The sequence below is a fragment of the Aliiroseovarius sp. S253 genome, from assembly GCF_049800855.1.
Classification (GTDB): Bacteria; Pseudomonadota; Alphaproteobacteria; order Rhodobacterales; family Rhodobacteraceae; genus Aliiroseovarius.
Genome location: NZ_JBNAFW010000001.1, coordinates 396,566 through 419,393 on the forward strand (window position 1 = coordinate 396,566; position 22,828 = coordinate 419,393).

Here is a 22,828-nt window from a genome sequence, read left to right on the forward strand (position 1 = left end):
CCACACGTGGCGGTAAATTGTGAAGAAACACAGGCTTTCCTTGCCCCTGACGCCCCCATCCGCTAGACCGCCCGCGACACATATATGAACCGGGACCAGACATGGCCAAGCAGAAAAAACAGCCCCGCCCCAAGGCAATCACGCCTAAGGGATTTCGCGACTATTTCGGAGCGGAAGTGGACGAGCGCAAACATATGCTCGACCAGATTGCGGCGGTGTATCATCGCTATGGCTTTGACGCGCTGGAAAGCTCGGCTGTGGAAACGGTCGAGGCGCTGGGCAAGTTCCTGCCCGACGTGGATCGCCCGAACGAAGGCGTCTTCGCGTGGCAAGAGTTTGACGAGAAAGACAATGGCGACTGGATGGCCCTGCGCTATGACCTGACCGCACCATTGGCCCGCGTCTATGCGCAGCACCGCAACGACCTGCCGACCCCCTATCGCCGCTATGCGATGGGTCCGGTTTGGCGCAACGAAAAGCCTGGACCGGGACGCTTCCGCCAGTTTTATCAATGTGATGCGGACACAGTCGGTACCGCCTCGATGGCTGCAGATGCCGAGATCTGCGCCATGCTGGCTGACACGCTGGAAACCGTCGGCATTCCGCGCGGCGACTATCTGGTGCGGGTGAACAACCGCAAGGTTATGAACGGCGTGCTGGAAGTCATGGGCGTGGGCGAAGGCCCCGAACGTGAAGCGGTTCTGCGCACCATCGACAAGTTCGACAAAGTCGGCGAGGCCGGCGTGCGCGAGCTGTTGGGCAAGGGGCGACTGGATGCATCCGGTGCTTATATCGACGGCGTAGGTCTGTCGGATGAACAAGCTGAACCGGTGATTGCCTTCCTGACCTCGAAAGGGGCGACGGCTGACGAAACCCTGACGAACCTGCGCGCCGCTGTTGGCGAAAGCGCCGTTGGTGCGGAAGGTATCGCCGAGCTGGAGCAGATCGCGGATCTTTTGGCCGCTCAGGGCTATGGTCCCGATCGGATCGAGATTGACCCGTCCGTCGTGCGCGGTCTTGGCTATTACACTGGCCCCGTGTTCGAGGCCGAGCTGACCTTTGAAATCCAAGACGAAAAAGGCCGTCCGCGCCAGTTTGGCTCGGTCGCCGGTGGTGGTCGCTATGATGATCTGGTCAAGCGCTTTACTGGGCAGGCTGTGCCCGCCACGGGCATTTCGATCGGTGTTGATCGCCTGCTGGCCGCGCTCCGCGCCAAAGGCCGAATGGGTGGCAAGGCCGTTGGTCCTGTCGTCGTCACGGTGATGGATAAATCGCGGCTGGCGGACTATCAGTCGATGGTCTCGGATCTGCGTAACGCGGGCATCCGGGCCGAGGTCTATCTGGGTAACCCGAAGAACTTCGGCAACCAATTGAAATACGCGGACAAGCGCAACTCGCCCGTCGCCGTCATCGCTGGCTCGGACGAATTCGACGCGGGCAAAGTCCAGATCAAGGATCTGGTGCTGGGCGCGAAAATTGCCGAAAGCGCCACGCTTGAGGAATGGAAAGAACGCCCCAGCCAGTTCGAATGCGACCGCGCTGACATGGTCGCTAAGGTCCGTGAAATCATCGAGGCATCTGATGACGGATAAGGCACAGATCCGGGTGGAAGCCGCCCGCCTGATGGGGTTCTTTGAAGCCAAAGGGGCCACAGCCGTCGAAGCGGACATTCTGCAACCCGCAGGCACGCTTCTGGACCTCTATGGCGAAGATATCCGGGGCCGCGCCTTCGTGGCCCAAGACCCGATCCGGGGCGAGGCGATGTTGCGCCCTGACTTCACCGTACCGGTCGTGCAAATGCACATGGCTGACGGCGCAGAACCCGCCCGCTATACCTATATGGGCGAGGTTTTCCGTGCCCAAGAAGAAGCCGCCCACCGTGCGTCCGAAAACTTTCAGGTCGGCTACGAGGTCTTTGACCGCGACGCCCCCGTCGAAGCAGATGCCGAGGTTTTTGCCTATATCCAAGACGCACTGTCGCCCCTGTCGCTGCGCGCAGCTACCGGCGATATGGGCCTGCTTTTGGCTGCTGTGCGTGGATTAAAAACCACGGATCGTCGTAAAGCGGCCCTGCTGCGCCACATCTGGCGCCCACGCCGTTTCCGCGCTTTGCTGGATCGGTTCGCCGGACGCGCGCCTTTGCCCGAAGGGCGCGAGGCAATGTTGGCCAAGGAAGATCCCATGCAGGATGCGGGCCCTCAAATTGGCTTGCGCTCGGCGGCTGAAATCGCTGACCGTATCGCAGCTTTGCGTGAAGACGCTGCCGCCGCTCCGATCTCGACACAGGAAGTCGAGCTTCTGGACGATCTTCTGGCCCTGCGGGAAACCACCGTAAACGTGCTGGAACACCTGCGCGACATCGCCGTGGACATGCCCGCCATTGCGGATGCTGTGGACCGGCTGGAAGCCCGGGCCGAGGCATTGGCCATGCGCGGTGTAGACGTGACCAAGTTGGATTTCGAAGGCAGCTATGGCCGCACCTCGATGGAATACTATGACGGGTTTGTTTTTGGCTTTTACGCCGAAACGCGCCCTGATCTGCCCCCCGTGGCCACGGGCGGGCGTTACGATGCGCTGACCCGCGTGCTGGGCCGTGCCAAGGGGCATGAAATCCCTGCCGTTGGCGGCGTCATCCGCCCCGAGATTGTGTTGGAACTGACCGCAGGGGGCGCAAAATGACCCTGAAGATTGGTGTGCCCTCGAAGGGCCGTCTGATGGAAAAGACCTTTGACTGGTTCGGCGCGCGTGGCGTGGAACTGGCCCGCACCGGATCGGATCGCGAATATGCAGCCGCGGTTAACGGGATCGATGGGATCGAATTGGTCTTGCTGTCCGCAGGTGAGATCCCGCGCGAATTGGCCGCCGGTCGCATCCATCTGGGCGTAACGGGCTCGGACCTTGTGCGCGAGAAGCTGGGCGGCTGGCAGGACAAAGTGTCTGAACTGGCCCTGATGGGCTTTGGTCACGCGGACCTGATCATTGCGGTCCCGAAATGCTGGGTCGACGTGAATACGCTGGACGATCTGGATGCAGCGGCCGCCGCCTTCCGCGCGCAGCATGGTTTCCGCCTGCGCATTGCCACCAAATTCCACCGCCTGATCCGCGATCACCTGCGCGATCACGGTGTGGCGGATTATCAGCTGGTGGACAGTCAGGGTGCCACTGAAGGCACCGTCAAGAACGAAACCGCAGAGGCCGTGGCCGACATTACCTCGACCGGCGAGACGTTGCGGGCGAACCACCTGAAAATTCTGGCAGGCAAGCCTGTGCACAAATCGCAAGCCACCCTGTTCAAGTCGCGCAATGCGGATTGGAATGAACAGACCCGCGCGACACTTGCAACGCTGACCGGTAAGCTGGGTCTTCAGTCCTAAGTCGGCGGCCCCAGCGCGAGCTTCATCCAATTGCGCAGAGGCTCCATTGCTGCAAGTTCGCCCGCGATCGTTTCAGGTGCGTCCGGTCCCATAATCTCGTTCTGCGGGACGTGATCGTTCCACCAGACGATCCCTTTGCGCCGCAAAAGCTCGCCTTGCGGATGATCTGCTTCCCAAGCTAGGGGGATGCGTTTCAAATCGGGTTCGGAGATGCGCAAGCCATCTGAAATTGCTTGTGCGTGCAGCCCTTGCAGGATCTCCCCCTGAGGTCCGGCCACAGTTTCGCGCCAGTGATCCAACGTCTCGCGTTCGAATGCGAATACCCCAAACCCCACCACAAGATGATCGGTTTGCAACCCCACCATCCAGCTGGCGCCAGTCTGCCCGTCTGAAAAGCCGATATGGATATGGGTGTTATAGGGTGTCTTATCCTTGGCGAACCGCAGGTCGCGGTTTATCCGAAAAATGCGTGTTGTCACGTCGGTCGCATAGGTGGTCGCTAGCTTCCGGTTCAACGCATCAGCAAACTGCGCGGCGGCGTTTTTGACATGCGCCTCATAGCGCGACTTGTTCTCCTGAAACCAGTCGCGGCTGTTGTTGTTAGATAGGTCGCGAAGAAACGACAGGGTTTCGTCGCTGAACCAGGTCATGACGCCGGATCGACCGGATCAGAGAACCCCGCCGCCTTGTGACTGCCATCGCAGAAGGGCTTGTTCTTCGATGCCCCGCAACGGCACAGAAATGCCTTTCCGACGGTTCCGATCCTCCGCCCGGTGCCAGAACAGACTTCAAGATTTCCATCCACCACAAGAGGCCCATCCGGACGGCGCGAAACATCTGCTGGGCCGCCTGCCTCCTCGGATTCCGTGGGCGTGGTCGGGGTGGGCTCCCCAGTGGCCTCAAATCCACCTTCCACATGACTGTAGTCGCAATAGGGTTTGTTCTTCGAAAGCCCACAGCGGCACAGCGCCACGCGGGTTTCGCGATCCTCGCCTTCGACGCAGACGTCGCCTGCCAGAACCAGAGGTCCGTTTTCCAAAACTGCCAGACGGTTAATCTTCGGCGCGCGTTCCTCGACACCCGAGTTCCGCCGAAACGCCAAAGCCCCCGATGGGCAGGTGCGGATCATCGCGGCCACTTCCTCGGCGCTCGCATTGTCGGGCTGTACCCAAGGCCGCTTCGCGGGATCAAAAACCTCGGGCAATTGCAGAAAGCAGTTCCGCGCATGAATGCAGCGCTTCAGATCAAAGGTGACTGTGATCTCTTCGCCCGTATACTCTTTACGTTTCATAGCTGGCTCCTTGGCTGACTTCGTTCAGCCTAGCCCAGCCCCGTGAAATCACAAAATCACGAAAAAAGGCGCCCACGACAGGGCGCCTCTCATTTTCTTACCAAAAGTATCCCGGGGTCCGGGGCTGGCCCCGGTCCAAACTTAACGCTTACGCGAACGCAGGAAGCCCGTGATGTCATAGGCGCGATCCAGAATAGGCTGGGCAATTGCCTCGGCCCTGTCTGCGCCTTCGCCCAGAATACGGTCGATCTCGGCTTTGTCGTTCATCAGGCGCGACATCTCTTCCGAGATCGGTGCCAGCTTCTCGACCGCCAGATCCGCCAGCGCGGGCTTGAACTTGCCCCAGCCAGCGCCAGCGTACTCTGTGATCACCTGTGCGTTCGTCAGGCCCGACAGACCCGCGTAAATGTCGACAAGGTTCTTGGCCTCGGGGCGATCCTTCAGACCTTCCAGCGTCTCGGGCAGAGGCTCTGGATCGGTCTTTGCCTTCTTGAACTTCTTGGCGATCTTGTCGGCATCATCGGTCATGTTGATGCGTTCCATGTCGCTTTCACCCGACTTCGACATCTTCTTGGTGCCGTCGCGCAGATTCATCACGCGCGTGGCCGGGCCTTCGATGATCGGCTCGGGCTGCGGGAAGAAGCCTTCTGCCTTGAAATCGTGGTTGAACTTCGCCGCAATATCGCGCGTCAGTTCCACATGCTGCTTCTGATCCTCACCCACGGGCACGTGGGTCGCGTGATACAGCAGAATGTCAGCCGCCATCAGCGACGGATAGGCGTAAAGCCCAAGCGAGCTTTGCTCGGCGTTCTTGCCAGCCTTGTCCTTGAACTGGGTCATCCGGTTCATCCAACCCACGCGCGCCACGCAGTTGAACAGCCATGCTAATTCCGCGTGCGCTGGGACTTGGCTTTGGTTGAACAAGATCGACTGGCTGGGATCAATGCCTGCAGCAAGGAAGCCGGCGGCCACTTCACGGGTTGCGTCAGTCAGCTCTTTCGGGTCTTGCCAGACGGTGATGGCATGCAGGTCGACGACGCAGTAAACCGTCTCGAAATCCTGTGCCTGCATGTCCACGAAACGCTTGATGGCGCCAAGGTAATTGCCCAGCGTCAGCCCGCCCGAGGGTTTGATCCCCGAAAATACGCGCGGCGTGTGATTGGTCATGTGTTTACTCCGTCTGGAATTCTGTGCCCATGTCGATTACCTAGCTGGGCAGAGACCGTCAAGGAAAGCCCGTCGACAAGACGGCGAAGGAGCAATGCATGACCCATCCGCATGATGAAAGCCCCGTCAATCCTCTGCCTCCGGTGGTGATTGCGTTGGCTGTTTTCCTTGTCGGGATCGAACTGGTATTTTGGGTCGGCAGCAAGGGGCTGATTGGTGGGCCCGAGGCCGCAGGCTGGCGCATTGCCACGATCGAGAACTGGGGCTTTCGCGAGCCGCTATTCGCGTGGATGGTTGAAAACGGGCGCTATCCCTTAAAGGACATGGCGCGGTTCTTCACCTACTCGTTCTTGCATCTCAGTTTCACACATCTTTTGTTCGTGCTCGTCTTCCTTCTGGCGCTTGGCAAGATGGTGGGAGAGGTCTTTTCGAACTTTGCCTTTCTGGTCGTCTATTTCGGGTCCGCCATTGTCGGTGCGCTGGTCTATTGGTTGGTTTGGGACACGGGCGTCGTGCTCTTTGGTGGCTATCCAGCGGTGTACGGCTTGATCGGAGCCTACACGTTCATCCTGTGGGCCCAATTGGGCGCGACCGGGGGCAATCAGCTCTCGGCCTTTCGGATCATTGCGTTTCTTCTGGGGATCCAGTTGATTTTCGGACTGCTATTTGGAGCGGGGCTGAACTGGGTTTCCGAGGTGTCGGGCTTCATCGCAGGCTTTGGGCTGAGCTTTCTGGTGAGCCCCGGTGGTTGGTCGCGCGTGGTGCATCGACTGCGTCAGCGGTGAGGCCGGGCCGGGGCCAGCCCCGGACCCCGGGATATTTTTAGTAAGAAAATGAGAACGAGTTCTATCCTCTGCGGAAAGCGGCTTTAATTTCCGACAGTCGGAAAGCGCCGAACAGCTGGCCAAAGAGGCCATAGGCTGCGATGCCGCCAAAGACCAGAATCGTAAGCGCGACGACCTTTAGCCCCGCCGTGCCGAACATCGGCCCCATTACCATCAGAAGAACCCACAAGAGGGCACCCATCGCCCAACTTGCGGCGATGATGCGCCAGAAGCGGGACCAGAAGCGTGCGTCAAAGCGCGTGTCTTCGCCAATTCGGGCAGCGCCGATCCAGGTCAGGCCAGTGATGGTCCACGCGGCTATCGTGGTGGCGATGGCAGCGGCGATGAACCCCAGATAGTAGCTTAGCCCGATGGCCAGCACCGCGTTCACCACCATGCCGACTAGCGCGAAGTGGAAGGGCGTGCGGGTGTTCTCGCGCGCGAAATAGACTGACGCCAGCACCTTTTGCAGAACGAATGCGGGCAGGCCGACGCCGTAGACGGCCGTCGCCATTGCGGTGCGGGCGGTATCGTCGGCCGAGAAGGCCCCGCGCTGAAATAGCACTTCGATCAGTTGGGTGGGGACCACGATTAGGGCGACAGCGGCGGGGATCGTCAAGGCAAGCGACATCTCGCCCGCACGGCTAAGCGCCTCGCGACTAGCGGTCATATCGCCCGCGCGCAGATTACGTGACAGTTCCGGCAGAAGTACGATGCCGATAGCGATACCGACGACGCCCAAGGGAAGTTGGTACAGGCGATCGGCATAGTAAAGCCACGCCACCGCGCCCTCATAGAAGCTGGCGACCTGCCGTCCCACCAGAAGGTTGATCTGGGTCACTCCCCCCGCAAGGGCTGCGGGGGCGGCGATGATGGCCAATCGTTTCAGTTCGGGCGTCATATGCGGCATACGTGGAATCAGACGGTATCCCGCGCGGTTGGCAGCCACCCAGACCAGCGCGACTTGTGCGATGCCTGCAACCGGTACGGTCCACGCTAGTGCCGTGCCGATGTCGATACCCATATAGTCCGCGCACAGCATCGCTGCGATGAAGATCACGTTCAAAAGCACCGGGGCGGCAGCAGCGGCCACGAAGCGCCCGGTGGCGTTCAGAACCCCTGACAAAAGAGCCGCCAGTGAAATGAACAGGATATAGGGGAAGGCAATCCGCCCATAGGTGACGGCCAGATCAAACCGGCTGTCCACCGTAAAGCCCGACGCCATCGCATAGACCAGCGCGGGCATGAAAATCTGCGCAATGATCGAGAAGATCACCAATATGAACGCGAGCCCGGAGAACGCATCGCGGGCGAACTCCAATGCGCCGTCCCCACCTTCGTGTTTCTTGGCGAACATCGGCACGAAGGCCACGTTCAGCGTACCTTCCGCAAAGAAGCGACGGAACATGTTCGGCAGCGAGAACGCGATCAGAAACGCTTCGGCCACGGCCGAGGATCCCAGAAACGCGCCGATCATAATGTCGCGCACGAAGCCAAGGATGCGGCTGGCCATGGTCCAGCCTCCGACGGTCATGAAACCCCTGGCCAATCTTGATGCCATTACGCTGTCGCCCTTTCCGCGCCCTTTTCAATGGCGGTGCGCAGTTTATCTGCAAGCAGATCCTGCTTGTGTTCTGCATAGAATTTCAGACCAAACATGTCTTTGACATAGAAGCTGTCCACCACCTGTTCGCCATAGGTCGCGATCACGGCAGAGGCAATATAGACATTCGCATCGGCCAGTGTGCGGGTCAGGTCGTATAGCAGGCCAGGGCGGTCGCGGGTATCGACCTCGATGATCGTATAGATCTCGGATCCTTCATTGTCGAAGGCGATCGTGGTGGGCACTTTGAAGGCGCGTTCACGTTTCTTGATCTTGTCGCGGCCAGCAATAGCATCGCGCGCAACGACCTCGCCCTTCAGGATTTTGTGAGTCATCTGTGTCAGGCGCTTTTGCTTAGCCACGTCGAACGGGCTGCCATCGGCGTCTTGCACCCAGAAGCACGCGGTCGCATAGCCGTCCTTCGATGTATATGTGCGCGCGTCCACGATGTTGGCCCCGACCGAGGTCAGCGCGCCAGCAAGGCGCGAGAAGATTCCGGGATGGTCGGCCAGTACAAAATAGACGCGGGTGACGTCGCGGTCCTGATCCGGCTCCAGCTCGATCCGAACTTCGTTGTCCTGAATGTCGCGTAGAAGCCGGGCAAAGACAGCATGTGCCGAGACATGAAGCCCCTGCCAATAGGCATCATAGTGCCGGGCGGTTTCTGTCTTCAGATCCTTGGGCTTCCAGTCGGCGAGTTCTTTGCGCAGTGCGCGTTTACTGTCCGCCCCGCGGCTTTCACGATTCAACGCCTCGGTCCCGTCTTCCAGAACCCGGCGGGTCTGGTTGTACAGCGTGCGGATCAGTGTGGCTTTCCAGTTGTTCCACGTATCCGGCCCGACGCCGCGAATGTCACAAACGGTCAGAACGGTCAGCAGATCCAGCCGCCGAACCGAGCGAACCGCTTTCGCGAAATCCTGCACCGTGCGCGGGTCTGAAATATCGCGCTTCTGCGCCATGTCGGACATCAGCAGGTGATAACGCACCAGCCATTCGACCGTCTCGCATTCCCGTTGTGTCATTCCTAGACGCGGGGCCACTTTGCGGGCAATCTTTGCGCCCAGAACCGAGTGATCTTGCGGTCGCCCCTTGCCGATGTCGTGCAGCAGCATCGCCACCATCAGGGTCTTGCGATTGACACCTTTGTTGATGATTTCCGAGCTGATCGGCAGCTCATCTTCCAGCTCGTGCCGTTCGATCTGTGCGAAGTTCGAGATTACCTGAATCGTGTGTTCGTCCACCGTGTACGAGTGGTACATGTTGAACTGCATCATCGCCACGATGGGCTCGAATTCAGGGATGAAGGCGGACAAGACGCCCAGCTCGTTCATCCGGCGCAGCGCGCGTTCGGGGTTGCCGTGTTTCAACAGCAGATCAAGGAAGATGCGGATGGCTTCCTTGTTTTCGCGCACTTCGTCATCGATCAGATGCAGATTGTGCGAGACCAGCCGCATGGCATGGGGATGGATCAACATGCCTGTGCGCAGACCCTCTTCGAAGATGCGCAGCAGGTTCAGCTTATCGGATAGGAACGCGGTCTCGTCCGGCACATCCAGACGGCCCTGCTGTTCAACAAAGCCATGCTTCAGTTTGCGGCGACGTTTCAGAAGCCGCATCAGGCGCGGCTCTTTCTTCAGATGCTGCGCTTCCAGCGCCGTCAACACGATCCGCGTCAGGTCTCCCACCTGTGTGGCATGGCGAAAATAGACCTGCATAAAGTGCTCGACTGCACGGCGGCCTTCGGTGTCTTTGAACCCAAGCCGGTCCGCGACTTCGACCTGCAGATCGAAGGTCAGTTGGTCCGAGGGGCGATTGGTCAGCAGATGCAACTGACAGCGCACCGCCCACAGAAAGCTTTCAGCGTCGCGGAAGGTGTCAAACTCGTCCTCGGTGAAGACCCCTTTCGAGACCAGCTCGGACGGGTGGCCCACGCGGTGTTGGTACTTGGCAACCCAGAACAGCGTTTGCAGGTCACGCAGCCCGCCTTTACCCTCTTTTACATTGGGTTCGACAACATAGCGTTGCCCCTGTTTGACATGGCGGGTGTCACGCTCGGCCAGTTTGGCTTCGATGAATTCGGCCAGCGTGTCGTTGAACAGGTCTTTCCAAAGGCGGTCGTCCAGTTCCTGGGCCAGTTCGGCGTCACCGCAAACGGGGCGTTGCTCTAGCAGGGCGGTGCGGATGGTGTAATCCTCGCGGCCCAGCCGCAGGCAATCGTCGATCGTGCGCGAGGCGTGACCCACTTTCAGCCGCAGATCCCACAGCATGTAAAGCATGCTTTCGATGACGCTTTCCGCCCAGGCGGTGATCTTGTAGGGGGTCAGAAACAGCAAATCCACATCGGATTGCGGCGCCATTTCTCCGCGTCCATAGCCGCCAACGGCGATCACTGCGATGCGTTCGGCAGTGGTGGGGATGGGCAATGGGTGCAGGCGTTCGGTTGCGACACGGTGGACGCAGCGCACAAGGCCATCGGTCAAGTGGCTATAGGCGGCAATGGCGGGGTGGGCATCCAGCGGTGCATTTGACAGAGCGTCAGCGATTTTAGCGCGGCCGGCCTTCATGCTGGTGCGCAGTTCGGCAACTGTCAGTTTGCGAATTTCGGATGCGTCCTTGGCGTCCTCGAAAGCCTGTTCAAGTCGCTGCCATAGGGCGCTTTCATTCAAGATATCTTCGGCAGGGCAGATCAACCGCCCCGCCAATTGGTCCGGATCGCTCCGGTCGGCCTCAGAAACCGGCACCGGAGAAGCTTCTGGGCGCCGGGTCGATGATGACGACCTGACCGTTTTGGATCTGGGCAATGGCCAAGCCGCGGTCGTTCGTTCCGTTGCCACGCAGGCGGAAGATGCCGTTTACACCGACAAAGCCTTGCGGCTGGGTCAGTGCGGTGGTGGTTAGGGCATTTGCTTTACCCGCCTTGACCAGCGCACCGATGGCGGCGACGCCATCATAGGCCAGTCCGGCAATTGGGTGCGGTGCTGCGCCATACTTGGCCTGATACCGTCCGGCAAATCGGTTGCTCAGCGCGGGATCCGGAATCGCGAACCAACCGCCCTGAAGTCCGGGCAGGGACTTGGCGTTGGCCGGGATGTCCCAACGCTGCAGGCCGATATACTGGATGCTTGCAGGATTTACGCCGTTTTCAGGCAAGAGACCCGCCAAGAAGGGCAGTGCGCCAGAGGTGCCCGAGGTCAAGAAGATCGACTGCGCCCCTGAGCTACGTACTTGCGAGCTGATGGCTGGCAGCGCGTTGACGATACCATTTTGCGACAGTTCGAACGAGGCCGTGCCCGCCAGCGTTGCGCCAGAGTTCTGGATCGCCGCCTCGATTGCGGCACGTCCCTGCGCCTCGGCCTGATCATTGCCATTCAAGACCATAATGCGGCCTTTGCCCTGACGTGCAGCAAAGCGGGTCAGGCGGTTGGCCGTGTTTTGGAATGTGTTGCCCAGAATGAAGACGTTGCCGCCCGCGATGCTGGGATTGTTCGAAAAGCTCAGCACGTTCACGTTGCGGCGCGATACGGCCACACCGGCAGCGTTGGCGCTTTGGGCAAAGACCGGGCCAAGGATGATCTTCGCACCGTCATTCACCGCCTTGGTCGCCATCGAGGCCGCCTGATTCGCATTGCCCGCGGTGCTATAGACGCGCAGGTCGATGGTGACACCCGATAATTCGGACATGGCCAGACGGGCGGCATTTTCCAGCGACTTCGCCAAGTTTGCATCATTGGCAGAGCCGGACCCTGACGGCACCAGAAGGGCAACGGGCACGGGTTTATTGGTGTTGATATTCTGGCCGACTTGCGGGGCTGCAACATTACAGGCAACAAGGGCAGAAAGCGACGCAACGGCGGTCAGTGCACCCAGCGCCTTGCGGGTACGTGAGAAAACGGCAAACATACAATATCCTTTCCCGGGCGAGGCAGAACGCACCCCGACAGACAGCTGCATAATAACCCTCAGAACAGGCAGGTCCAGTGTGAAACCCCTGATTACTCCCCTTGATCCCGGACTTTATCTGGTCGCAACCCCCATTGGAAACGCACGCGATATCACGCTGCGTGCTCTGGATGTTCTGGCCTCGGCAGACGTGATCGCCGCTGAAGACACCCGGACCACCCGTAAACTGCTCGAGATCCACGGGATTTCGCTGGGCGACCGCATGCTGATTGCCTATCACGATCACTCGGGTCAGGCCGGGCGCGACGGGATCATGAAGCTGATCGGGCAAGGCAAGTCCGTTGCCTATGCCAGCGAGGCCGGCAGCCCACTTGTGGCAGATCCTGGCTTTGCGCTGGCGCGGGACGTGGCACAGGATGGCGGGTTCGTGACCGCGCTTCCGGGGGCAACCGCCGCGATCACAGCGCTTAGCCTGTCTGGTCTGCCCTCCGACCGGTTTTGTTTCGCGGGGTTTGCCCCTTCGGCCAAAGGCGCGCGCCAGAAATGGCTGTCAGAGCTTCTGGCCATTCCCGCCACGTTGATTATCTACGAAAGCCCCAAACGCATTAATCGTCTGTTAGAAGAACTGTGTTCGACTGAAGCCAAATCTCGCTCAGCCGCGATTTGTCGGGAGCTGACTAAGAAATTTGAGGAAATTCGGCGTGGAACGGTGCAGGACCTTTTCGATCAGATCGCGGATATGACGCTGAAAGGCGAAATCGCCCTTGTGCTGGGGCCGTCCGAAACGGGCACTGAAGAAGTGGATCTTGAACAGATGCTGGGCAATGCCTTGAAGGATATGAGCATGAAGGATGCGGTCGCGATGGTGACACAGGCCACCGGACTGCCGCGACGCAAGGTGTATCAGGCTGCACTGGCGATGGAGCGCGATGCATGAGCGGAATGGTCTCATACCTGTCCGGCATCGCCGCCGAAGACAGTGTGGCCCGCGCCTATCAAGAAGGCGGGCGGCAAGTGGCGTTTCGACGCTGGCGGGGTAAACGCGGCGAGATTGATTTGATCGTACGCGACCGCGATGAAGTGATCTTTGTCGAAGTAAAGAAATCCCGTGATTTCATGCGCGCCGCCGAAGCCCTGTCCAAAGCTCAGATCAAGCGCCTTTATCAGACGGCGGCGGAATTTCTGTGTGGCGAACCCAAGGGGGATCTGACGCCTAGCCGTTTCGACGTGGCATTGGTGAACGAGGTAGGCGAGGTTCAAATCGTTGAAAATGCGCTGGGTTATTGAAATGGGGTGTAGACCCCATTGCGCCACGGGCTGCTCTGCCCCATTTATGGGGGACTGAATTCAGACGGAGCCCCCCATGTCGCTTAAAGTTGCCATTCAAATGGACCCGATCGACCATGTCGACATCAATGCCGACAGTTCTTTTCGCATCGCGGAAGAAGCACAGGCGCGCGGGCATAGTCTTTTCTATTACACTCCCGACCAGCTATCCTATCGCGAAGGTCGTGTTGTGGCACGAGGCTGGCCGCTGACCGTACGCCGTCAACAGGGCAATCACTTCACCTTGGGCGAACTTCAGGACATCGATCTGGCCGAGATGGACGTGGTCTGGCTGCGCCAAGATCCGCCCTTTGACATGGGCTATATCACCACGACGCATATTCTGGACATGATCCACCCAGACACTTTGGTGGTGAATGACCCGTTCTGGGTGCGCAACTACCCCGAGAAGCTTTTGGTTCTGGAATTCCCCGACTTGACGCCCCCGACCATGATCGCGCGCGATTTTGAAACGCTGAAATCGTTCAAGCACACTCATGGCGACATCATCTTGAAGCCGCTTTACGGAAATGGCGGCGCTGGCGTGTTCCGTTTGGACGAAAATGACCGCAACCTTGCCTCGTTGCACGAGCTGTTCGCTGGCATCAATCGTGAGCCCCTGATTGCACAGAAATTCCTGCCCGACGTGTCGAATGGCGATAAGCGTGTCATCCTTGTGGATGGGGAACCCGTCGGCGCGATCAACCGCGTTCCGGCAGAGGGCGAAACTCGTTCAAATATGCATGTGGGTGGTCGGCCCGAGAAGATCGGCCTGACCGAGCGCGACCTCGAAATCTGCGCCGCTATCGGCCCGCTTTTGCGCGAGAAAGGCCAGATCTTTGTCGGCATTGATGTGATTGGTGATTATCTAACCGAGATCAACGTGACCTCTCCTACCGGTATTCAAGAGCTGGAGCGATTTGACGGCACCAATGTCGCCGAGAAGATCTGGCAGGCCATCGAAGCCCGCCGCGCATGAGCTGGCTGCGTCGTCCCCTGAACCTGTGGCTGCGCCTGACTGAGCGTCCGGCGCTAACCCGCGCTACGCCCGAAACAGTGGGCCGTGTGCGCAGACGGTTCGAGCGGGTGACGCGCCTTTCTTTGCACCCCCCGCGCGGGCTTCATTATACTTGGCATGATTTGACTCGTCCGGTGATGGAGATTGATCCAGGCGTGCCCGATGATGCGCCGATCCTTCTGTACTTCCACGGTGGTGGTTACTTCTTCGGGTCGCCCAATACCGTGCGTAATATGGTTGGCCGCATCGCGCGAACGGCCGGGGTGCGAGCGCTATTGCCCGCCTATCGCCTAGCCCCAGAGTACCCCTTTCCCGCAGCCCCTGACGATGCGCTTGCTATCTACCGCGAGGTTCTCGCGGCCCATCCTGGCCGGGCTATCGTCCTTGGCGGCGACAGTGCCGGAGGTGGATTGGCCTTAGCGCTGCTATCGCAGATCGTAGCGCTGGGGTTGCCAAAGCCTGCGCTGACTATTGCTCTTTCGCCGCTGACCGATTTGACGACCAGCGGTGCGTCGATACGCGAAAATGACGCGACCGAAGTTGTGCTGCCCGCCGAACGGATGGATGAGCTTGCCAAATACTATCTCGATGGTGCCGACCCGCGTGACCCTCGCGCCAGTCCGCTTTTTGCCGACTTCACGGGGTCCACTCCGGTTTTGATCACCGTCAGCCGTTCTGAGATTTTTCTGGATGATGCTCGCCGCATGGCGAAGGTGTTGGAAGATCAGGGCGTATCCGTTAATCTGCATGAGGCCGACGGCCTGCCTCATGTCTGGCAGATGTTCGCGGGTCAGTTGCCCGAAGCCAATCAATCTGTGCGTCGCATCGCTGAAGCAATCAAGAAAACCCTCTCCGATCACGCAGCCTGACCGACCAGTCTATATCCCAGCGCCTCGGCCACGTGGCTGCGGCTCACGTGATCGGCCCCATCCAGATCCGCAATCGTACGCGCCACGCGCAACACGCGATGATACCCGCGTGCGGTAAGGCCAAAGCGATCAGCCGCCTTGTTCAGAATCTCGCGCCCCTCTTGATCAGGGGTGGCCACCTGCGCCAGCAGATCCCCTTCGATATCGCAATTCGTTGTGACCTCGGGCTGGTTGGCATAGCGTTCCGTTTGTCGCGCTCGTGCTTCTGCCACGCGGGTCGCAATGGCCGAGGATGGCTCTCCCGTTGCCGGAAGATCGAGGTCTTGAAAGCTGACAGGAGGCACCTCGAGCCGCAGGTCGAACCGGTCTAGCAAAGGCCCCGATATCTTACTCATATAGTCCGCCCCGCAATTTGGGGCGCGATTGCAGGCGCGTCCAGCGTCGGTCAAGTAACCGCATTTACAGGGGTTGGCGGCGGCCACCAGCAGGAATCGGCTGGGATAGCGCAGATGCGCATTAGCCCGTGCGACGGTCACATCACCGGTTTCCAGTGGTTGGCGCAAGGTTTCCAGCGTTTGTCGGTTGAACTCGGGAAATTCGTCCATGAACAAGACGCCGTTATGGGCCAAACTTATCTCTCCGGGCTTTGCACCACGTCCACCGCCCACGATCGCCGCCATCGATGCTGTGTGATGCGGCGCGCGAAAGGGTCGCGTTTGCGAGATCCCGCCCGCGTCTAACAGACCGGACACGGAGTGAATCATCGAGGTTTCCAGCGCCTCACGTGCCGACAGCGGTGGCAGAATGCCCGGAAGGCGTGCGGCCAACATCGACTTGCCCGATCCGGGCGTGCCGATCATTAGCAAGTGGTGGCGCCCCGCAGCGGCAATCTCTAGCGCCCGTTTAGCGCGCTCCTGACCTTTCACCTCGGCCAAGTCTTTGGTCGTGGTTTCGGTTGTGACCTGTCCGGCCGATGCAGGCACGATGGGTGATTGTCCGGTGTAGTGTTGAAGTACTCCAGCAAGGCTGTCGGCTGCTAAAACCTTTGTGGCGTCGATCCACGCAGCTTCAGACCCGCAGGCCTTTGGGCAAATCAGGTCCAGCTCGTATTCGGCAGCGGCCAGCGCGGCGGGCAAAGCCCCCAATACCGGGATCAAGGATCCGTCCAGCGACAATTCCCCGATGGCCAATGTGCCCGCCAGCTCTTCACGATTGACCAACCCGGCTTCAGCCAGAAGGGCCAGTGCGATGGGCAGATCGAAATGCGAACCTTCCTTGGGCATATCCGCAGGCGACATGTTGATGGTGATTTTGCGTGGGGGTAGGGCGACGGACATTGACGCCAGCGCCGCGCGTACCCGTTCGCGCGCTTCCGAGACGGCTTTGTCTGGCAAGCCTACGATCGCAAAGCCCGGTAGACCGGGCGAGAGGGCGCATTCGACCTCAACTATTTTGGCGTCGATGCCTTCGAACGCCACCGTGCTGATGCGTGCCACCATGATCTAGCCTGCCCCTTTTCAGGCAGGCTAGACCGGCATGGTTAGCAAAAGGTTAATTGCAGAGCTAACCGTTGTGTGCAGCGACCATCTCCATGAAGGCAGGCCATGCTTCCGGGTCTTTCACCGTCTTGTCGCGACAGCCGGGATTACAGAAGCCCCAGGCCCGTCCGTCCAGCTTCAGAAAATCCGTGACCGGATCGCCGGAATAGGGGCAGGTGTCGTTGAGCGACGGGCCTTCACAGGCCACGGCGGCCATAGGGGCAGGGCCGGGCCAAGCCGCCAAGGGCAGCCCGTCGATATAGGGCACCGGATCATAGGACTTCAAAAGCCCAACCGCGCGCCAGCGGCGAAACACTGGGTCGGCCAGATGTGCCGAGACATACGCCCCAGCTTCCGCGCTGATCGGCAGTCCAAACCCAGCGATCCGTGCGGCCACGGGGGCATAGAACACATCCGCCAGCGAATAGTCCCCGAACAGCCAAGGGCTGTCGGCCCGGCCAAATTTTGTGCGTGCTATCGACCACAGCTCTTCGATCCGGGCCAGATCGGCCAAAACTGCATCGGAGGGTTCAAACCCCTCGACCACCCCCAACAGCTGCATCGGACAATCGCCACGTAAAGCGCCGAAACCCGAATGCATTTCTGCAACCAGCCATCGCGCCAATGCGCGGGCGGCGGGATCTTCGGGCCACAGCCCCGCATAGGGGTGACGCTCGGCCAAGGTCTCGGCCATCGCCAGAGTGTCCCCCACCGGCACACCGTCCGGCGTCTTCATCACAGGCACAAACCGCGCCGGGGCCAGTTCGGCCAAATCTTCTTTCAACGTGCCGCTATAGAGGCCAGCCAAATGGGTGCGGAAGGGGATGTTGAACGCTTCGAACATCAGCCATCCGCGCAGGGACCAGCTCGAAAATGTCTGGTCGCCGATATAAAGGTCATAACTCATGCACACAGATTAACGTGGCGTGACCGGTGCGCAATTTCCAATTTGTGACGCAGTTGTTCACGGCAGGTGATTGATGTCCCCGACAGACCAGACCGCCCCATCCCAATGCAGTCGCGTGACCGACAGGTTGTCGATCTTATGGCCAAGCGCGTCATAGGCGCTCATGCCGCCCGCCCGCGCAATCTGGGTCAGGATCACGCCGAAATGGGCGACCGCGATGATGTTGCCGTGCCCCGCGCCGTTCAGCCCGTCCACCACGCCCGACACCCGCGCCGACAGTTGATTCCAGCTTTCGCCACCTGGCGCGACGTGATCCCCCGGCGTTTCCCAAAAGGCGCGCGACAAGTCTGGATCGCGATCCGAGACCTCTTGCCAGCCTAGACCATCCCACTCTCCGAAATGAAATTCGCGCAGGTCGGGGTGATGGGGCAGGCGGGTCCGACCATTTCCAATGGCATCCGCCGTGGCAGCGGCGCGGATCAGATCGCTTGAGATGACTGCGGCGCTTTCCGGCAGATGATCCGCCAAACGGGCAAGGGCCGCTGTGTCCGACAGGTCCGCTGGCAGATCCCGCCAACCTACCATGTTTTTGGCATGGGTCGGGCCATGGCGCACCCACCACCACGTGACCGGCATGCTCATGGCGTGCCGTCCGGCAGAGAACCTTTCAGCGCCAAAGGCAGACCCGCCATCACAGTGATGACCAGATCCGCACGCTGGGCAAAGCGCTGGTTCAGCTCGCCCTGAGCCTGACGGAATCTCCGCGCCAAGGCGTTCTCAGGCACAATTCCCGCGCCAACCTCGTTCGAGACGACGACAACCGGGGCCGCGCAGTCGGACATGGCCTTGAACAAAGCGACTTCAGCGTCACCCAAATTTGTTTCGGCAAACAGTTGGTTCGACAACCACATGGTTGCGCAATCGAACAGCACGACCTCGTCTTCCCGTGCACAGGTAACGGCATCAGCGGCATTCAGATGCGCTTCGATCGTGCGCCAGCCTTCCCCCCGCCGTGCTTGGTGCCGGGCGATCTTGTCATCCATCTCGGCGTCAAAGGGCTGGGCTGTGGCGATATATAACATCGGGCGTTCGGTGGCCGTGACCAGCCGTTCGGCATAGTCCGACTTGCCGGACGCCGCGCCGCCCAGCACAAGGGTCAGTGGGGGAAGTGAAATACTCATCCATCCGACGTGGCATTGCCGCCTATGGCCCGTCAAGACGAAAGCGCTTGAGACGTTCGCGCCCACGTCCTAACCTTTTCCCATGAAACAATTTTTCATTGCCCAGACTTTGTTGGTCTCGCCCGCCTGCGCTCAACAGGCAGCGTTAACCTTAGAAGACCTGTCGCGTCTGAAGACCGCTGATGTTGTGATTGTGGGCGAGGTGCACGACAATCCCACCCATCACGCGGCGCAAGTTCAAATCGTGCAGGCAATAGTCCCGTCCGCGCTTGTGATCGAGATGTTGGGGCAGGAGGATGCGGAAAAGCTGGCCGCTGATCCCGCCGGGTTTGCTGACCGATGGGCCGAAACAGGATGGCCGGATTTCCAGATGTATCTGCCGGTTTTTCAGGCGCATGACGGCCCGGTCATTGGGGCCGCAGTGCCCCGAGATGTGGCGCGCGCGACCTATGCGGATGGGGTTGAGGCGCATTTTCAAGGGGATGCGGTGGCCTATGGCCTGACCGAAGCACTGCCGGAAGATCAGCACGAACAAAGGGTCGAACTTCAGTTCCAGGCCCATTGTGAAGCCATGCCGCGCGAGATGATGGGTGGCATGATCGAGGTACAACGGCTGCGCGATGCCACTCTGGCGGCTGGTGTGGTTCAGGCCGTCACCGACACGGGCGGGCCAGTGGTGGTCATCACCGGAAACGGCCACGCACGCAAAGACTGGGGCGTGCCCGCCTATCTGGCGCGGGTTGCGTCGGAAATGACGGTGATTTCGGTCGGACAGGGCGAGGATGGCGTGCCACCTGAAGGCGGGTTTGACATCGTTTTGGATGCCCCCACGCCGGATCGGCCTGATCCATGCGCACAGTTCAAATAGAACCTGCCCATTGAAAGGCAGGCCGTGCTCCCGTAACTGTTTGATTGTACTTAAAAGGGGATCCCCATGCTGGCTGGCAAACATATCCTTCTGATCATCGGCGGCGGCATCGCAGCCTTCAAATCTTTGGACCTGATCCGGCGCCTGCGCGAACGCGGAGCCGAGGTCACGCCCGTGATCACCAAAGCTGGGCAAGAGTTCGTGACGCCACTGTCCGCGTCCGGGCTGACAGCGAACAAGGTCTATACCGATCTGTTCGATCTGACGGACGAGGCCGAGATGGGTCATATCGAGCTCTCACGCGCTGCCGATCTGGTGGTGGTTGCGCCAGCAACGGCGGACCTTCTGGGCAAGATGGCGGGGGGGCTTGCGAACGATTTGGCCTCGACCCTTTTGATGGCGACGGACAAGCGCGTGCTGGTCGCGCCCGCGATGAACGTGCGCATGTGGGAACACCCAGCCTGTCAGCGCAATGTTGAAACATTGAAAGGCGACGGCGTGTTGTTTGTCGGTCCGAATGAAGGCGCAATGGCCTGTGGCGAGTTCGGTCCCGGCCGTATGTCTGAGCCACTTGAGATTGTGTCCGCCGTCGAAGCGGCCCTGATGGACGGTCCCTTGACCGGCAAGCATGTGCTTGTCACCTCGGGCCCGACGCATGAACCGATCGACCCGGTGCGCTATATCGCCAACCGGTCATCCGGGGCACAAGGTACCGCGCTGGGCAATGCTTTGGCTGCGCTTGGGGCGGATGTGACCTTTGTCACTGGCCCGGCAGACGTGCCGCCACCTGAAGGGGTGAATGTGGTAAAAGTGCAAACCGCGCAAGAGATGCTGAAGGCCGTGAAAGCCGCCTTGCCCGCCGATGCTGCCGTCTTTGCCGCCGCCGTGGCCGATTGGCGTGTCGCCTCGGCCTCGAAAAGCAAGATCAAGAAGGATGGCAAGGGCAGCCTGCCGGTTCTGAAGTTTGACGAGAACCCCGACATTCTGGCCCGGGTGTCGAAGATGAAGAAGGGACGCCCTGCGCTGGTCGTGGGGTTCGCTGCGGAAACCGATGACGTCATGGCCAATGCCACCGCGAAACGCGAACGTAAGGGCTGTGATTGGATCGTGGCCAACGACGTTAGCCCCGAGACTGGGATCATGGGGGGCAGCGAAAACGCTGTGACGTTGATTTCTAAGGACGGCGTAGATGTCTGGCCGCGTATGGGCAAGGACGACGTTGCCCGCCAGCTTGCCGCACGGATTGCCGAGGCGTTGGATGAATAGAATTCGTGCCTCCGGCGGGGATATTTGAAGTAAGAAAATGAGGGGCAGATGCCACAGATCAAAGTCATTCGCGATGAGGGTTCAGACGCGTCCGTGGCGCTTCCATCCTATGAGACTGCCGGCGCTGCAGGGGCCGATTTGCGCGCCAACCTTCCCGATGCGGATCGTGCGGATGGTTGGGTGCTGGCTCCGATGGAACGCCGTATCGTGCCCACCGGTCTGCGCGTCGAAATACCTGAAGGATACGAGATGCAAATCCGCCCCCGGTCTGGGCTGGCAGCGAAGCACGGCGTGACGCTGGCAAATGCGCCGGGCACCATCGATAGCGATTATCGAGGGCCGCTAGGGGTGATCCTGATCAATCTTGGGGCCGACCCCTTCACTATCGGCCACGGCGAGCGTATCGCGCAGGCCGTGATCGCTCCGGTCGTGCAGGCGGATTATGTGCAGGTGGATGCGCTGGGTGGCACCACGCGCGGTGAAGGTGGCTTCGGGTCTACGGGGCGCGGCTAAGATGTCTTGGGTTCTGCTGACATTGGCTTTGATCTGGTTGGGTGGTGCCTATTTGCGGTTCACTAGGTCGCAACGCTGGTATCTGACCGGACTGTTGGCCACCGTCGTTCTGCTGAGCTTTGCGGTCCTGCCCGCGGGCAACCCAATCACTACCGGTCTGGGCGGAAACTTCACAATCTGGGCGGTATTCTTTGCAGCGATCGGATTGGCCGCGCTTTATGGTCGAGGTCTAGCATGGCTGAAGGCACGTGTGCCAGATGCGCCGCAAGCTGACACCGATGACGGTCCGTTCACAGATATCGAGCTTGATCGCTATGCGCGCCACATCGTGTTGCGCGAAATCGGTGGGCCGGGGCAAGTCGCCTTAAAAGAAGCCAAGGTATTGGTGATTGGTGCAGGAGGACTGGGCTCGCCGGTGCTGCTATATCTGGCGGCGGCGGGGGTTGGCACCCTTGGTGTGATCGACGACGATGTGGTCGACAACTCAAACCTTCAGCGGCAGGTCATCCACCGCGATGCCGATATTGGTGTTCCGAAGGTTTTCTCGGCTGAAGCTGCCATGCGCGCCCAAAACCCTGCCATCGAGGTCCGCCCATATCAACGCCGTTTGACTGACGACATCGCGGACGAGTTGCTGGCCGAATATGACCTGATCCTTGAAGGCTCGGACAATTTCGAGACCCGCTATCTGGTGAACCGTGTGGCGGCCAAGCTTGGGAAACCCGTCATCGGAGGCGCGCTCAGCCAGTGGGAGGGGCAGGTCTCGACTTTCGATCCTGCGCGTGGCGCGCCCTGCTATCAATGCATCTTCCCCGAAGCCCCCGCACCGGGCCTTGCTCCTAGCTGCTCGGAAGCTGGCGTCGTCGGACCTCTGCCTGCCATCATCGGCGGCATCATGGCCACGGAAGCGGTGAAAGAAATCACCGGCGCTGGCGAGGGCCTTCGTGGGCGGATGCTGATCTATGACGCTATGTATGCGGAAACGCGCGTGATCAAGACGAAGCAGCGGGATGGGTGTGAGACTTGTGGGTGACAGCGTTGGGATATCCGCAATCATGTTCGGGATATCGGTGTCCATTTGCAACTCCAAAGCGTTGACTGCAATGTTGGCCAACCACGCAACGCGACACATCCGTTCATCCTTCGCAAATAACTGTGCCAAGTCAGATTAATGGAGGTAACC

22 protein-coding genes are annotated in these 22,828 nt (G+C 60.0%); 12 read left to right on the top strand and 10 right to left on the bottom strand.

Features of this window, described 5'->3' with window-relative positions:
* Positions 1 to 101: 101 nt before the first annotated feature.
* The 3 genes from hisS to hisG are packed head-to-tail and all read left to right on the top strand — an operon-like array spanning position 102 to position 3,374.
* Positions 102 to 1,592 (top strand): histidine--tRNA ligase, encoded by a 1,491-nt coding sequence (gene hisS, locus ACP15F_RS01985; RefSeq protein WP_424939174.1) that lies wholly within the window; start codon positions 102 to 104, stop codon positions 1,590 to 1,592.
* The gene (locus tag ACP15F_RS01990) at positions 1,582 to 2,679 is read left to right on the top strand and encodes an ATP phosphoribosyltransferase regulatory subunit (RefSeq protein WP_424939175.1); all 1,098 of its coding nucleotides are present in this window, start codon (positions 1,582 to 1,584) and stop codon (positions 2,677 to 2,679) included. Before hisS ends, ACP15F_RS01990 begins: the two co-directional genes overlap by 11 nt.
* The gene (hisG, locus tag ACP15F_RS01995; protein WP_424939176.1) at positions 2,676 to 3,374 is read left to right on the top strand and encodes an ATP phosphoribosyltransferase; all 699 of its coding nucleotides are present in this window, start codon (positions 2,676 to 2,678) and stop codon (positions 3,372 to 3,374) included. Before ACP15F_RS01990 ends, hisG begins: the two co-directional genes overlap by 4 nt.
* Here hisG and ACP15F_RS02000 read toward each other — a convergent pair.
* The 3 genes from ACP15F_RS02000 to trpS all read right to left on the bottom strand — a co-directional run bounded on the left by ACP15F_RS02000 (position 3,371) and on the right by trpS (position 5,832).
* Positions 3,371 to 4,024, bottom strand: a complete 654-nt coding sequence (locus ACP15F_RS02000; RefSeq protein ID WP_424939177.1) for a TIGR02453 family protein — start codon at positions 4,022 to 4,024, stop codon at positions 3,371 to 3,373. The two genes, hisG and ACP15F_RS02000, sit on opposite strands and share 4 nt — an antisense overlap.
* Positions 4,021 to 4,665: a CDGSH iron-sulfur domain-containing protein gene (locus tag ACP15F_RS02005; RefSeq protein ID WP_424939178.1), complete on the bottom strand. Its 645-nt coding sequence runs from the start codon at positions 4,663 to 4,665 to the stop codon at positions 4,021 to 4,023. The genes ACP15F_RS02000 and ACP15F_RS02005 overlap by 4 nt, the downstream gene beginning before the upstream one ends.
* A gap of 141 nt (positions 4,666 to 4,806) precedes the next feature.
* The gene (gene trpS / locus ACP15F_RS02010; RefSeq protein ID WP_424939179.1) at positions 4,807 to 5,832 is read right to left on the bottom strand and encodes a tryptophan--tRNA ligase; all 1,026 of its coding nucleotides are present in this window, start codon (positions 5,830 to 5,832) and stop codon (positions 4,807 to 4,809) included.
* Between the two features lie 98 nt (positions 5,833 to 5,930).
* Between trpS and ACP15F_RS02015 the strand changes: the two genes are divergently transcribed.
* Positions 5,931 to 6,617 (top strand): rhomboid family intramembrane serine protease, encoded by a 687-nt coding sequence (locus ACP15F_RS02015; RefSeq protein ID WP_424939180.1) that lies wholly within the window; start codon positions 5,931 to 5,933, stop codon positions 6,615 to 6,617.
* Positions 6,618 to 6,678: 61 nt separating this feature from the next.
* On the opposite strand, the gene murJ is transcribed toward ACP15F_RS02015, so the two are convergent.
* From murJ to ACP15F_RS02030, 3 genes are read right to left on the bottom strand one after another with little or no spacing between them, the layout of a single operon-like run.
* A complete protein-coding gene (gene murJ / locus ACP15F_RS02020; protein ID WP_424939181.1) occupies positions 6,679 to 8,217 on the bottom strand; it encodes a murein biosynthesis integral membrane protein MurJ in 1,539 nt (512 codons plus the stop codon).
* Entirely contained in the window at positions 8,217 to 11,000 is a 2,784-nt protein-coding gene (locus tag ACP15F_RS02025; protein WP_424939182.1) for a [protein-PII] uridylyltransferase, read from the bottom strand. Before ACP15F_RS02025 ends, murJ begins: the two co-directional genes overlap by 1 nt.
* On the bottom strand, positions 10,987 to 12,159 hold the full coding sequence (locus ACP15F_RS02030; RefSeq protein ID WP_424939183.1) for an ABC transporter substrate-binding protein: 1,173 nt from the start codon (positions 12,157 to 12,159) through the stop codon (positions 10,987 to 10,989). Before ACP15F_RS02030 ends, ACP15F_RS02025 begins: the two co-directional genes overlap by 14 nt.
* Before the next feature lie 79 nt (positions 12,160 to 12,238).
* On the opposite strand from ACP15F_RS02030, the gene rsmI reads away from it, so the two are divergent.
* The 4 genes from rsmI (at position 12,239) to ACP15F_RS02050 (ending at position 15,372) form a co-directional block, all read left to right on the top strand.
* Complete coding sequence (gene rsmI, locus ACP15F_RS02035) at positions 12,239 to 13,096, top strand: 16S rRNA (cytidine(1402)-2'-O)-methyltransferase (RefSeq protein WP_424939184.1); 858 nt, start codon at positions 12,239 to 12,241, stop codon at positions 13,094 to 13,096.
* Entirely contained in the window at positions 13,093 to 13,446 is a 354-nt protein-coding gene (locus tag ACP15F_RS02040; RefSeq protein WP_424939185.1) for a YraN family protein, read from the top strand. Before rsmI ends, ACP15F_RS02040 begins: the two co-directional genes overlap by 4 nt.
* Before the next feature lie 76 nt (positions 13,447 to 13,522).
* Complete coding sequence (gene gshB, locus ACP15F_RS02045) at positions 13,523 to 14,464, top strand: glutathione synthase (RefSeq protein ID WP_424939186.1); 942 nt, start codon at positions 13,523 to 13,525, stop codon at positions 14,462 to 14,464.
* Positions 14,461 to 15,372 (top strand): alpha/beta hydrolase, encoded by a 912-nt coding sequence (locus tag ACP15F_RS02050; protein WP_424939187.1) that lies wholly within the window; start codon positions 14,461 to 14,463, stop codon positions 15,370 to 15,372. The genes gshB and ACP15F_RS02050 overlap by 4 nt, the downstream gene beginning before the upstream one ends.
* On the opposite strand, the gene ACP15F_RS02055 is transcribed toward ACP15F_RS02050, so the two are convergent.
* The 4 genes from ACP15F_RS02055 to cobU form a co-directional block, all read right to left on the bottom strand.
* Positions 15,360 to 16,871, bottom strand: a complete 1,512-nt coding sequence (locus ACP15F_RS02055; protein WP_424939188.1) for a YifB family Mg chelatase-like AAA ATPase — start codon at positions 16,869 to 16,871, stop codon at positions 15,360 to 15,362. The genes ACP15F_RS02050 and ACP15F_RS02055 overlap by 13 nt on opposite strands.
* A 64-nt stretch (positions 16,872 to 16,935) precedes the next feature.
* On the bottom strand, positions 16,936 to 17,817 hold the full coding sequence (locus tag ACP15F_RS02060; RefSeq protein WP_424939189.1) for a glutathione S-transferase: 882 nt from the start codon (positions 17,815 to 17,817) through the stop codon (positions 16,936 to 16,938).
* Between the two features lie 57 nt (positions 17,818 to 17,874).
* Positions 17,875 to 18,453 (bottom strand): histidine phosphatase family protein, encoded by a 579-nt coding sequence (locus ACP15F_RS02065; RefSeq protein WP_424940928.1) that lies wholly within the window; start codon positions 18,451 to 18,453, stop codon positions 17,875 to 17,877.
* 2 nt (positions 18,454 to 18,455) lie between these two features.
* The gene (cobU, locus tag ACP15F_RS02070) at positions 18,456 to 18,998 is read right to left on the bottom strand and encodes a bifunctional adenosylcobinamide kinase/adenosylcobinamide-phosphate guanylyltransferase (protein ID WP_424939190.1); all 543 of its coding nucleotides are present in this window, start codon (positions 18,996 to 18,998) and stop codon (positions 18,456 to 18,458) included.
* Between the two features lie 82 nt (positions 18,999 to 19,080).
* Here cobU and ACP15F_RS02075 point away from each other — a divergent pair, with 82 nt between their 5' ends.
* The 4 genes from ACP15F_RS02075 to moeB all read left to right on the top strand — a co-directional run bounded on the left by ACP15F_RS02075 (position 19,081) and on the right by moeB (position 22,678).
* On the top strand, positions 19,081 to 19,866 hold the full coding sequence (locus tag ACP15F_RS02075) for a ChaN family lipoprotein (protein ID WP_424939191.1): 786 nt from the start codon (positions 19,081 to 19,083) through the stop codon (positions 19,864 to 19,866).
* 66 nt (positions 19,867 to 19,932) lie between these two features.
* Positions 19,933 to 21,132, top strand: coding sequence for a bifunctional phosphopantothenoylcysteine decarboxylase/phosphopantothenate--cysteine ligase CoaBC (gene coaBC, locus ACP15F_RS02080; RefSeq protein ID WP_424939192.1), 1,200 nt, complete (start codon positions 19,933 to 19,935; stop codon positions 21,130 to 21,132).
* Positions 21,133 to 21,180: 48 nt separating this feature from the next.
* Positions 21,181 to 21,645: a dUTP diphosphatase gene (gene dut / locus ACP15F_RS02085; RefSeq protein WP_424939193.1), complete on the top strand. Its 465-nt coding sequence runs from the start codon at positions 21,181 to 21,183 to the stop codon at positions 21,643 to 21,645.
* A 1-nt stretch (position 21,646) separates the two neighbouring features.
* Positions 21,647 to 22,678, top strand: coding sequence for a molybdopterin-synthase adenylyltransferase MoeB (moeB, locus tag ACP15F_RS02090; RefSeq protein ID WP_424939194.1), 1,032 nt, complete (start codon positions 21,647 to 21,649; stop codon positions 22,676 to 22,678).
* Positions 22,679 to 22,828: the final 150 nt, after the last annotated feature.